This window comes from Chthoniobacter sp., assembly GCF_040003245.1.
Classification (GTDB): domain Bacteria; phylum Verrucomicrobiota; class Verrucomicrobiia; order Chthoniobacterales; family Chthoniobacteraceae; genus Chthoniobacter.
In genome coordinates, this window is sequence record NZ_JBDUCX010000209.1 from 1 (window position 1) to 12057 (window position 12057).

General features: G+C 62.6%; 11 protein-coding genes. 5 read left to right on the forward strand and 6 right to left on the reverse strand.

Annotation, left to right across the window (positions count from 1 at the left end; translation table 11 throughout):
- Together ABJF10_RS23285 and ABJF10_RS23290 are read right to left on the reverse strand one after the other, a co-directional pair.
- On the reverse strand, positions 1 to 672 hold a 672-nt coding region (locus ABJF10_RS23285), incomplete at its 3' end, for a Gfo/Idh/MocA family oxidoreductase (RefSeq protein WP_348547013.1).
- A 190-nt stretch (positions 673 to 862) separates the two neighbouring features.
- Positions 863 to 1207 (reverse strand): hypothetical protein, encoded by a 345-nt coding sequence (locus tag ABJF10_RS23290; protein WP_348547014.1) that lies wholly within the window; start codon positions 1205 to 1207, stop codon positions 863 to 865.
- Between the two features lie 446 nt (positions 1208 to 1653).
- On the opposite strand from ABJF10_RS23290, the gene ABJF10_RS23295 reads away from it, so the two are divergent.
- Together ABJF10_RS23295 and ABJF10_RS23300 are read left to right on the forward strand one after the other, a co-directional pair.
- Positions 1654 to 2469, forward strand: coding sequence for a ThuA domain-containing protein (locus ABJF10_RS23295; RefSeq protein WP_348547015.1), 816 nt, complete (start codon positions 1654 to 1656; stop codon positions 2467 to 2469).
- 242 nt (positions 2470 to 2711) lie between these two features.
- Positions 2712 to 3005 carry a DUF6799 domain-containing protein gene (locus ABJF10_RS23300; RefSeq protein WP_348547016.1) on the forward strand — a complete coding sequence of 98 codons (294 nt, stop codon included), beginning with the start codon at positions 2712 to 2714 and terminating at the stop codon, positions 3003 to 3005.
- Between the two features lie 83 nt (positions 3006 to 3088).
- Here ABJF10_RS23300 and ABJF10_RS23305 read toward each other — a convergent pair whose 3' ends face one another.
- A complete protein-coding gene (locus tag ABJF10_RS23305) occupies positions 3089 to 3787 on the reverse strand; it encodes a DUF4410 domain-containing protein (protein WP_348547017.1) in 699 nt (232 codons plus the stop codon).
- A gap of 46 nt (positions 3788 to 3833) precedes the next feature.
- Positions 3834 to 5123: a diaminopimelate decarboxylase gene (locus tag ABJF10_RS23310; RefSeq protein WP_348547018.1), complete on the reverse strand. Its 1290-nt coding sequence runs from the start codon at positions 5121 to 5123 to the stop codon at positions 3834 to 3836.
- A 244-nt stretch (positions 5124 to 5367) separates the two neighbouring features.
- On the opposite strand from ABJF10_RS23310, the gene aroB reads away from it, so the two are divergent.
- The 3 genes from aroB (at position 5368) to ABJF10_RS23325 (ending at position 9703) form a co-directional block, all read left to right on the forward strand.
- On the forward strand, positions 5368 to 6480 hold the full coding sequence (gene aroB / locus ABJF10_RS23315; RefSeq protein ID WP_348547019.1) for a 3-dehydroquinate synthase: 1113 nt from the start codon (positions 5368 to 5370) through the stop codon (positions 6478 to 6480).
- A 128-nt stretch (positions 6481 to 6608) separates the two neighbouring features.
- Complete coding sequence (locus ABJF10_RS23320; RefSeq protein WP_348547020.1) at positions 6609 to 8000, forward strand: sulfatase-like hydrolase/transferase; 1392 nt, start codon at positions 6609 to 6611, stop codon at positions 7998 to 8000.
- 65 nt (positions 8001 to 8065) lie between these two features.
- Positions 8066 to 9703: a sulfatase gene (locus tag ABJF10_RS23325; RefSeq protein ID WP_348547021.1), complete on the forward strand. Its 1638-nt coding sequence runs from the start codon at positions 8066 to 8068 to the stop codon at positions 9701 to 9703.
- A 23-nt stretch (positions 9704 to 9726) separates the two neighbouring features.
- On the opposite strand, the gene ABJF10_RS23330 is transcribed toward ABJF10_RS23325, so the two are convergent.
- Together ABJF10_RS23330 and ABJF10_RS23335 are read right to left on the reverse strand one after the other, a co-directional pair.
- The gene (locus ABJF10_RS23330) at positions 9727 to 10497 is read right to left on the reverse strand and encodes a sulfite exporter TauE/SafE family protein (RefSeq protein WP_348547022.1); all 771 of its coding nucleotides are present in this window, start codon (positions 10495 to 10497) and stop codon (positions 9727 to 9729) included.
- 459 nt (positions 10498 to 10956) lie between these two features.
- On the reverse strand, positions 10957 to 12057 hold a 1101-nt coding region (locus tag ABJF10_RS23335), incomplete at its 5' end, for a gluconate:H+ symporter (protein WP_348547023.1).

Below are 12057 nucleotides of genomic sequence, written 5' to 3' on the forward strand. Positions count from 1 at the left end.
ATCGGTCTTCGTGTTCTTCCGGTTCCACTTCGGGTAGCGATCCACCGCGCCTGAGTAATAGCTGGAATAGATCGTCAGGACGTCGCCGATCGCACCGTTGTGGATGCGCTCGTAAGCCTCGCGGTTCGCCTTGGTCCAGCGCCACACAAAGCCATCGACCAGCGCCAGGTTCTTCTCCTTCGCCTTCTTCGCGCTCTCGATCACCGAGCGCAGGCCCGGGCCATCCACCGCCATCGGCTTTTCCGCGAAGACATGCTTGCCCGCGTCGATGGCCGCCTTGATGTGCTGCGGCCGGAACGCCGGGGTGGTGGTGAGAATGACGACGTCGACCCCGCTATCGATGACCTTCTGGTAGGCGTCGATCCCCACAAATTTCCGCTCCTCGGCCACGTTGAATTTTTCCGGCGTGTCCTTGAGCAGCGTCGTGAGCGACTCGAGCGATTTGTCGATCGGATCGCGGAAAGCATCGCCCATCGCCCACAACTCTACATTGCTGTCCGCCTGTAGCGCCTGCGAGGCCGCGCCCGTGCCGCGTCCGCCGCAACCGATAAAGCCGATCTTCAGCTTCTTTGAACTGTCAGCCGCACGGGTGAAAGCAGGATAGCCGGCAGCAGCGACGGCGGCAGCGGCCCCGGAGGCCTTGAGAAATTCGCGACGGGAAGGTTGATTCATGATTCAGGAGGGAGGTTGGGTGATGGAATAAAAGCCCGCCCAGCGGGCAAACTGATTAAGCCTGCGCGCGCGTGCTTCTTTGATCCGTTTTGCAGCGACTTCGTTAAAAAGCACGCTCTTTTTGTGATTCCCGCCAAATTGCGCTCCCGAGCGCCTCATCGCGCGTCGGGCAGCGGCAAGGTCGGGAAACTCACCAAATCTTCCACCACGCCTTCGCCGGGCCTTTTTTCCCGGTCGCTTTTGGCTGCGGATCGGCCTGCTTCCGCCGCTCGCGCTCCATCAAATCCCGAAATCCTATTCGCACGTCCTCCATCAATTCACGGAACGAACGATACCGCCGGGCACCCGGAAACCAGTTGGCAAACATCCACGCTTCCCATTCTCCCTCGGGCGTCTTCGTCTTGGGGTTCAGGAGCAAAATGGCATCGTCGCCGCGGTCGGAGATTTCGAGAGCCGTTTGCAGATACTCTTCGCGAAACCGGACCGTGTCCTGCGCCTCGCCGTAGACCAGATATTCCGCGTCGGAAAGCTGCACCGGAGACTCCCGGGCCGGCTCGACTTAGGCGTCGATCCATTCCTGATTGCGCTCGCGAAACCACGCGACCCCCGCGCATGGCCAAAGGTCGTTGATAAACGCATCCACATTTCGCCACCCGTTACTGACCCGCAGAAAGGAGCGATACGAAGCCGGCAGCTCCGTGCCGAGTCGCGTCTCCGTTGCCACGATATCCTCCTCGGTCGCTGCTGGATAGCCCAGCCAGCCAGCCGCCACCACCTCGGGTGGCAGATTCCGGCGAATCCGCTCATTCGCCAGCAGTTCGCGGCTGTAGGCGGTCAGGAAGACTTTCCATTCTTCTTCGGTCAGCGGGGGCGGGGGATCACCATTTCATTTTGCAAAGGAGCAAGCGGTTGGCAATCCCGCGGCACCTTCTAAGAAAGATACCCCCCGCGGGACATCCCTGACACCCTCCTTCGCTCCCCATGACTACTCCACTCCGCCTCGCCGTCCTCTTCCTCCTTTGCGCCTGGTTCCTGCCCGCTCGTGCCGCCGACCCGGCGCCGAAGCAACTGCACGCCTTTTTCCTCATCGGCGAGCCGGAGTACGCGACCAAGACGACGGTGCCCGAGTTTGCGAAGGCGGAACTCGAGCCGCGTGGCGTGCAGTGTACCTTCTCGATTCTCCCGGCGGACGACAGCAACGACTTTCCGAACATCGACGCGCTGAAAGACGCCGATCTGCTCTTCATCAGCGTCCGCCGACACACACCGTCGGTAGCCGCCATGGCGGCGATTCGCGCGCACATCGCGGCGGGCAAGGCGGTTGTCGGCATTCGCACCGCGAGCCATGCCTTCGCGCTGCGCGATAAGAATGCGAAGCCGCCCGCGGGCTACGCGGACTGGCCGGAATTTGATCATGAAATCCTCGGCGGGAACTACAGCGACCACTACGGGCACGGGATCGAAACGTGGGCGAAGACCGTTCCCGCGCAGGCCCAGCACCCGGTGCTGGCGGGCATCGGCCCGGAGGAGTTTGCCGTGCCTTCGCACCTTTACAAGAACCCCGGCGTAGCCTCGTGGGTCACGCCGTTGATCACCGCGCGGATGGCCTCGCGGCCCGAGGTCGAGCCGATCGCGTGGGTCAACGCGAAGGACGGTCGGCGGGTCTTTTACACGTCCCTCGGCGCCGCGGAGGATTTCGCCATTCCCCAATTTCGGAAGCTTCTGCTCAACGGCGTCTTTTGGGCGTTGGACCGGGCCGTGCCAGTGCCGGCCGCCACGGAAAAGGTGCGCCCCTAAAACGACCGTTGCCGCTGCCCGGCACATCGAGATCGTCGCGCTGGGATGGCGCCTTGTAACATATTGGCCTGTAGGGTGTTCTATGAAGCGCCAGGCGGGCGGTGTGGAGTGGTTTCAATCCGGCACGCAATTATCGTCTTGCGAGGGGCGCCCTGCCTGCAATCAAATCAGGTGTTAGTTCGTCTCCCCCGTAGCGTGGTACGTAAGTCCACAAACAACTGCATAAACGAAAAACAGAACATATGATTACCAAAACTTCGAAAGTAACGCGCGTGGCCCTCGCTCTGACTGCCATGCTCTGTCTCGGCTCCTCCGTCATGGCGGGTCCCGATCCCATGTACATCATGTATGGTGGCAAGATGATGAAACTGTCTCCGATGACCAAGGACGTCACGCTGGCGAACGGTTGCAAGGTCTGCTTCGGCGGCACCGTCACCGACAAAAAGGGCAAGACCGTGACGCTGAAAAACGGCGACGTAGTCGGGAACGATGGTTCCGTCATGACGCCGGCCGCCAAGAAGGCCCACGGCGGTTAGTCGGGCAGTCTTTTACGCCGGGAGCTTGGTCCTCCGACCAAGCTTCCGGCGCACTTTCAATACGCCGGCGCTATCCGCGGCACTTAGTGGAAGTACTGCTCGTGAATGAGCTGATAGTCGCCCAGCTTTTTCACGGAATATTTCTTGTCCTTGGACAGCCATCCACGCTCCACCATGTAAGTATTCAGTTCGCCGGCGATCATTCGCGAGGTGCGGGCGGCGTCATCGGTGACCCCCATCATGGACTGCGTCGCCATGCTAATGACGGCACTGCCCGGGCCACTGCTTTCGAGCAAGCCCGGCATGGCGTTGCTGCCGCCGGTGGTTTCAAAAGTCAGGAAAGGCTTGCCGTTGCCTGCGAGGTCGATCACCGAAACGCGTGTTTCCATCTTGGATCCGCCGGCGCCCAGGCCGACGCCCGCGCGGAGCAGGCGGCTGCCGGTGCAGACGCGAACAAACTCCCCGGTGACGAGCCAGCCGCTCTTCGGCAATCCCTTCACGGAAGCCGCCTGTTGGGCCGGGACCACGTGATCGCTCACGCCTTTGACGGTGTACGTCGTGAGCAGCCCTGCGATCTTTTTCTTGAAGGTCTCGGGGTCCTTGTTTTCCGCGCCGACGATCTTGTATTCGCCCTTGGTCGTGTCGAAATCCGCCACGTAGATCGTGGCCGGTTTCTGCGCCGGTTTGGCGGCCGTGCGCTGTTCGCCTTTGACGCTCACGGAAGCGCACGAGCTAAGGAGGATTAACGAGAGGGGGATCAAACAGGCAAAAGAGGATTTCATAGTTACACTTTGCAACGGTTATATCGCTTCTGTTGGCTGTGGCAATCTATTGCAGCGGTTCGCTCGTTTCGGCCTTGAGCAGGTCGTCGATTGTCTCGCGGCGCGAGATGATTTCCACGCTCCCATCCTCCTCCAGCCAGAGCTGCGGAGCGCGGCCGATGGAGTTGTAATTGCTAGCCATGGCGTAGCCGTAGGCGCCAGCGTCGCGCAGGGTGAGCAGGTCGCCTGGTACGGGCCGGGGCAGGAGGCGGGGGGCGAGCAGTTCGCGGTCGTCGCGGGTGAAGATGTCCCCGCTTTCGCAGAGCGGCCCGGCCACCACGATGGGCTCGCGCGGCACGTTCGGGTCTTCGTCGTCTTTGCCCACGATATCGATGGCGTGATAGCTGCCGTACATCGCCGGACGGACGAGATCGACAAAACCCGCGTCGACCATGGCGAAGGTTGCGCCGCTGCCCTTTTCATTGCTGCGCGTCTGCTTCACATCGGTCACGCGCGCGACCAGGGTGCAGCCCGGCGCCACATAGTAGCGGCCCGGCTCGATCTCCAGCCGCAGGTCGCGGCGCGCCTTGGCCACCAGGCGTTGGTGGCAGGAAACGAAGAGGTCGTGCAGGGGCTCGATCGGCACCTGCGCCCCGTGGTCCTTGTAATTATGCGGGATGCCGCCGCCGAGGTTGATGGCGTTGACCTTCGGAAACTTCTTCAGCAACTCCACGAATTCCGCGGCGAGGCGCGTGAGGTTGTCGTGCAATTCCTGGAACTGCGGCCCGCTGCCGATGTGGGCGTGCAGCATCGTGATCTCGAGCCCGGCTTTGTCCGCCAACTCCTTGGTGGTGAGCAAGTCGTCGATCCAGATGCCGTGCTTCGAGCTCGGGCCGCCGGTGTCGCAGGAGTTCACATGGCCGTGACCGAAGCCGGGATTGATGCGGATGGAAATGGGCCCGGTGTAACCGGCGCGCGTGAGGTCGGCGATCTGGCCGGGCGAGCCGATATTCGGCAGGATGCCATGCTCCAGCAGCACCGGCAGCGCGTTGTCCCGGAAGACATCGCACGTCAGGCAGATGGCTGGTGGCGTGTGTCCACCCGCGTGCCCGGCGCGCAGCGCACGCAGCACTTCATTGCCCGAGACGGCGTCGATCCAGATGCCTGCCTTCTTCATCTCGCGCAGCACCTTGGTGCTTGGGCAGGCCTTCATCGCAAAGCGCGCCTGCACCCCATCGGTATCCGTGAGGAACTGGATGTCGGCGATCCGCTGGCGGATGACGCGGGCGTCGTAGAGCCAGTAGGGCGTGCCGATTTTCTCGGCCAGCGAGCGGAGCAGGGCGGGCGGGTGATTCATAAAAAAGGGGGCGAATCATGCGACGGCCCGGGCGGGTGTGCAAGTGTCTAGGCGGTGGGGATTTTAACCGCGGAGGCGCAGCGGCGCGGAGAATTTGGAGAAAGTCGCTCAGGAAATGATTGGTTACCTGTTCCTCTGCTTTTCTCCGCGCCTCTGCGCCTCTGCGGTTAAATTCTTCGGGTGCTTCCCGTGGGCGAATTTGCGCTCGCGTCGGAAAATGACGCAGGCACTATTTCGCCCTCTCATGAATTCCGCCCGCATCGAAGTCGACCTTGGCCCGCGCAGCTATCCGATTGTGATCGGCAGCGGATTGCTGGCCACGCTCGGGAAAACGCTGCGGGCGCACGGGCTGCGACAGACGGATGCGTTCGTCATCACCAACCCGCAAGTGGGCGGGCTGTATTTCGAGTCCGTGCGGGCGGCGCTGGAGGCGGCGGATTTCCGCCGCATGGTGAGGCATGAGATTCCGACCAGTGAGGAAGGGAAGAACTGGGATGAATTCTCCGGCACCTGCGCGGCTTTGCTGGCGGCTTTTCCGGATACGGGTTCGGTGCCGCTGGTCATTTTGCTCGGGGGTGGAGTGGTCGGCGATCTCGGTGGATTTGCCGCGGGCGTATTTCGCCGGGGCGTGCCGTTTGTGCAGATTCCTACCACGCTACTGGCGGCGGTGGACTCGAGCGTGGGCGGCAAGGTCGCGGTGAATTTCGGCGGAGTGAAAAACATCATGGGCATTTTCAATCAGCCCCGGCTGGTGGTGTGCGACCTGGAGTTGCTCCGCACGCTCGATCCGCGCGAGGTGCGCAGCGGGACGAGCGAAGTGATCAAGTACGGCGCGGTGTGCTCCGCGTCGCTCTTCGATCAGCTCGAAGGCGAGGACCTGGAGAAGCTGCTGGCGCGGGAGCCGGCGGTGCTCACGGATATCGTCGCGCAATGCGTGGCCTTGAAGGCGCGCGTGGTCGAGCAGGACGAGTTCGACAAGAAAGGCATCCGCAATGTGCTCAACTTCGGCCACACCATCGGACACGCCTTGGAACTGAGCGCCGAATACGCGCTGACGCACGGGGAAGCCATCGCCATCGGGATGATCGCCGCCACGCGCCTGGCGGTGAAGCTCGGCGTTTGCGCACCGGCATTCCTGGAGCGCTTGCAACCGCTCATCGAGCGCGCCGGGTTGCCGATCTCTTTCGCCGATCAGCCGGGCCTGTTCGACCGCGTCGTCCGCGCCATGCAGATGGACAAAAAATTCCGCGACGGGAAAAACGTCTTCGTGCTGCCGACCACCGTAGGGGCCTGGCAGCAGGTGGAGAACGTCGACTGGGCGCTGGTCCACGAGGCGGTGCGTTCGGTGTTTCACTAGGTTCGCGTCCTTCGAAAAACTGGCCGTCCACCGGATCGGCAAAAAAAGATTGTCCGGATTGGTCGTCGCCCCGTTGTTAATAGCCGTATAAACACGCAACGCGGCAATTCCCGCGCGCTCCCCCCAATATGAAAAACCGCATCCCCCTCTTCGTCCTCGCCGCCCTGCTGCTCCTTTTCCCGGGTGCGGGCCGTGCTGCCGAAACGCCGGCCCCCTCGAAGCCCAACATCATCTACATTCTCGCGGATGATCTCGGCATTGGCGCGGTGAGCTGTTATGGAGCCGATCATTTTCGGACGCCGCAGATCGACGCCCTCGCGCAGAGCGGCACGCGTTTCACCCATTGCTACGCCTGCCCGCTTTGCGGCCCGACACGCGCGCTGCTCATGACCGGTCGTTACGCCTTTCACACCGGCATGACCGGCAACGATAGTGGCCCGCTGCTCAAGCCGGCGAATGAAACCATGATGCCTCGCGTCCTCAAGCCCGCCGGCTACGCCACAGCGATGGTGGGCAAGTGGAGTCAGTTGCCGCTCCAGCCCGCCGATTGGGGCTTCGACGAATACCTGCGTTTCCAGGGCAGCGGGAAGTATTGGAATACGCAACACGGCGCGGAAACCTACACGCTCAATGGCAAGGAAACGCCCCTGCACGATGGGGAATACCTCCCCGATCGCATGCAAACCTTTGCCATCGATTTCATCCAACGCCACCAGGACAAGCCATTCTACCTCTATTACGCCATGTCGCACGTGCACGCCGAGATCCTGCGCACGCCCGACAGCGCGCCCGATAGCAAGGATTTCTACGCCGACAACGTCACCTACATGGATAAACTCGTCGGCCGGCTCGTGGCCGAGCTCGACCGGCTGCACCTGCGCGAGAAAACCCTCATCGTTTTCTCCGGCGACAACGGGACCGCCCCGGCGTATGCGGCACGCGCGACGGTGAATGGCAAGGCGCTCTCCGGCCACAAGGGCACGATGCTGGAATGCGGCGCGCTGGTCCCGTGCTTTGCCACCTGGCCGGGCCGCGTGCCACAGGGACGGGTCGCGGAGAGTCTCATCGATCTCAGCGACTTCTTTCCCACGCTGGCGGAAATCGCCGGGGCCACGCTGCCCGCGGGATTGACGATCGATGGCAAAGACTTCGCCCCGCAATTGCTCGGCAAATCCGATAACTGGCCGCGCAGTTGGATTTTTGTCGAACTCGGCACGCATTGGTACGATCGCGATCCCGCGTGGAAACTGAACGAAGCGGCGGAGCTTTACGATATGCGCGGTGCGCCCTTTGAGGAAAAGCTCGTCGCCTCCTCGGTGGGCGATGACGCCGCCGTGGCCGCTCGCGCGCGGCTGCAGGCTGTGCTCGATCAGCTCAATCCCGGCGGTGGCAAGGTCGATCCGGGCGATGGCTCCGGCAAGCACGCCAACAAGGCCGAAAAGAAAGCGAAGAAGAAGGGCACCGCCCCCGCCGCCGCGCCCGCCACCAACAGCCAGAACGCCAACCCGCCGGACCAGTGATCCCGGGCCGCCGGCCTTCTTCCCCGAAGCGGAGCCCATCGCGCTTCCGCGAAACTTTTCCCCCCATGAGAACCTCCCGCCACACACTCGTCCTTGCCTTCTTCACCCTCGCCACCGCCACGTTGTCCGCGGTGGATACCGCGCCATCAACCCGGCCGAATGTCCTCTTTATCGCGGTCGATGACTTGCGGCCGGAACTCGGATGTTATGGCAAGGATTACATCCGAAGTCCCAACATCGACCGGCTCGCGCAGGCGGGCCTGGTCTTCAATCGCGCCTACTGCCAGCAGGCGGTGTGTTCGCCCTCGCGCACGGTGGTGATGACTGGCGTGCGGCCCGACACTTCCAAGGTGTGGGATCTGGTCACGCACTTTCGCGTGGCTCTGCCGGATGTCGTGACGCTCGGCCAGCATTTCAAGCAGAACGGTTATTTCGTCCAGGGCATGGGGAAGATCTACCATGGCGGTTACAACGACGAACCGACGTGGTCCGTGCCGTGGCAGAATCCCAAGGCGCCCGTCTACGCACTGCCGGAAAATGTCGCCTTGAGCCAGGAAAAGGTCGCGGGCGAACCCGACGGTACGAAAGGGGATAACCGCGGCGCGGCTCCGGAGTCCTACACTGTGCCGGGGAGCAAGGCAGTGGCCGCGGCAGCTTCTGGCAAAAAGGGCAAGAAGGCGGGCGATGGAGAAGGGGGCAAGGCCAATACGCGTGGCCCAATCTACGAAAGCGTGGACGTGCCGGACAACACTTACACCGATGGCAAGGCGGCCGATCTCGCCGTGACAGCACTGCGGGAACTCAGCGGGAAAGGGCAGCCGTTCTTCCTCGCCGTCGGATTCATCAAGCCGCATCTCCCCTGGGTCGCGCCGAAAAAATACTGGAACCTATATGACCCCGCAAAGATTGCCCTCGCGCCAAATCCCTATCTCCCCAAGGACGCCCCCGAGTACGCCATCAATCCAAACGATGGCGAGTTTCGCGCTTACAAGGGCGTGCCGCCCGAAGGTCCCGTTCCCGATGACGTTCAGCACAAGCTGAAGCAGGCTTACTTTGCCGGGGTGAGTTACACCGATGCGCAGGTCGGCAAGGTCCTGGCGGAACTCGACCGTCTCGGGCTGCGGAAGAACACCATCATCGTCCTCTGGGGTGACCACGGTTGGAAACTCGGGGAGCACGCGGCGTGGGGCAAACACACCAACGTCGAGAACGACGTGAACGCGCCGCTCATCGTGTCTGCGCCGGGTATGAAACATCCGGGCGCACACACCGACGCGCTGGTGGAATTCGTGGATATCTATCCCACCTTGTGCGACCTCCTAGGCCTGTCGTTGCCCGCTCACCTCGAAGGCACCAGCGCCCGGCCGTTGCTCGACGATCCGCAGCGCCCTTGGAAGACGGCGGCCTTTAGCCAGTATCCGCGCAGTGGCGGTAAAACCGGTGCGGGGCAGCTCATGGGTTACACCATGCGCACCGACCGGTATCGATTCACCGCGTGGGTGGGCCGCAACGACCACACCAAGGTCGACGCCATCGAGCTCTACGATCACCAGACCGATCCGCAGGAAAACATCAATATCGCCAAAGATCCCGCCAACGCTGAGCTCGTGAAGAAACTCATGGAGCAATGGACGAAAGGCTGGCCAGCCGCCAGGCCGCCGCTGCCATCCCAGGCTTCTCCGCCGGCCAGTCTTCCCCGCTAATTTCGCAATCTTCGCGGGCGCGCTTACCGAAACTGCTTCCAAAACGTCACCGCCGACATCACGAAACCGATAACGGTAATCAGCCGGCGCACGCTCTGTTGCGGCAGCCGTTTCGAGTAGTGCGCCCCGAGCCAGTAACCCGCGAGGGCGCCGACGGTCATGATCTCCATCTTCGTCCAATCGATGAGACCGCTATAGGTGAAAACGGTGGCAGCCACGAGGTTGATCAGGGAGCCGAGGATATTCTTCAGCGCATTCATCTCGTGAATGTCGGACAGCCCCAGGAAACCGAGCGAGGCTAGCATGAGAATGCCGATCCCCGCACCGAAGTATCCGCCATACACCGCCACGGCGAACTGGAAGACCACCGCGACCCAGACTCCGCGATGAGCCGTGTCCGGTGCCGCCGTATCGCGCCGGGAAAACTTCCGGAACGCATTCTGCGCGAGGAAAAGCACCGTGGCAAAAAGGATGAGGAACGGCACCAGCCGCGCGAAGAATTGGTCGCTGGTGTGGGTGAGCAGCCAGCTCCCCAGCCAGCCCCCGGCCAGGCTCACCGGCACAAACCGCACCAGCCACGTCTTCACCGCCGCGATCTCCTGGCGAAAGCCAAAGATGCTGCCCGCCGTGCCGATGACCAGCGCCAGGGTGCTGGTGGCATTGGCGATGATCGGCGGCGTGCCGCAGAGCAGCAGCGTGGGAAAGGTCAGTAAAGTGCCGCCCCCCGCGATGGCATTGATCGCCCCGGCAGCCGTGGCCGAGACGACAAGAGCGAGAATTTCGAGACCGGACATGAAGCCGGGCACTTTCGAGAATTTGCGCGCGGGTGCAAGCCGAACGCTCCAGAACTCTCAGGAAGGTGTCGCGGCGTTTTTCTGCTCTCCTTGTGCGCTTTTTGCTTGCTTTTTCCGGGCGCATAGTATACAAGTGTGCGGGTGGATGGAAGTTTGGTAGGTGCGTCAGGTGCGTCCCAAATATCGGCTTTGGCTCGGAAGGGCGCGAGAGGCTCTTTGATAGACGAATGGGCTGAAGATTTAATGCAAATGAAATGCATTAATAAGGTTGGTTGGCTGGCTTGGATTTACCTGCGATCAGCCTTGATTTGTCGATAGCGGCTTCAGAGTAAGCCGAGACCAGTCAAGCCCAGTCAAGGCGGGTAAAGCCTAGTCAAGGTGCTTTTTTTTGGCCGCCTGAGGCGCAACGGGGGCCTGGGCGGCGATGGCTTGATGCCACTTTATGGCGATAGGCTCCCCTTAGGCTACCACCGCGTTAGCGATCAGGATGAGGGTGATTGACATGACGGCGATGCCGGTTTCGACCACGGTCCAGGTCTTGAGCGTCTGCGGGATGTCCATGCCGAAGTATTCCTTCACCAGCCAGAAGCCGCCGTCGTTGACGTGGGAAAGGACGAGCGAGCCGGCGCCCATGGCGAGGACGAGCAATTCCTTGTTGATGTGCGGATCGGCATTGACGATGGGCAGCATGATGCTGGCGGCGGTGGTGACCGAGACGGTGGCGGAGCCGACGGCCACGCGCATCATGCCGGCGATGAGCCAGCCGAGCAGCAGGGGCGAGAGGTGCATGCTCGAGCCGAGCGCGGCGAGGGCGTCGCCGACCCCGGACGCGTTGAGCACCCGGCTGAAGCCGCCGCCGGCGGCGATGACGAGCATGACGCCGGAGGCCGGCGCGAGGCAGTCCTCGGAGAACTTGAGGATCTGTTTCCCGTTGAGTCCGCAGGAAAGGCCGAAGGTGAGGAAGGAGACGAGCACGGCGATGAGCATCGCGACGTTGGCATTGCCGATAAAGGCGGTCCAAATGCGCATGCTGCCCTGCCAGGTGCCGACGGGATAAAGCTCTTCCTTCCAGATCAGCGACCCGGCGGTTGCGACCAGCATGAGCAGCACCGGCAGCATGATGGTGAAGAGGCTGATGGCGAAGCTCGGGGTGCGCGGGGCGCTGGGCTTGGCGACGGCGGTGGCGCCGAGGCCCGCGAGTTCCAGTGGGACGTGCGGCGAGACGCGGCGGGCGAGAAAGGGCCCGGTCACGAGGGCGACGGGTGGTCCCACCACGAACAGCGACCAGAGGATCGTCTTGCCGATATCGGCGTGGAGGATGCTGATGGCCATGAGCGGCCCCGGGTGCGGCGGGATGAGGCCGTGCGCCGTGGAGAGGCCCGCGGCGAGAGGCAGCCCGACTCGCAGGATGGGCGTCTTCGTTTCGCGCGCCAGGGCGAAGACGACCGGACCGAGGAGGAGGACACCCACTTGGAAAAAGACGGACACGCCGATGACGAAGGCGGCGACCATGACCGCGTAATCGAGTCGCTGGACACCGAAGACTTTGGTGATGCCGGC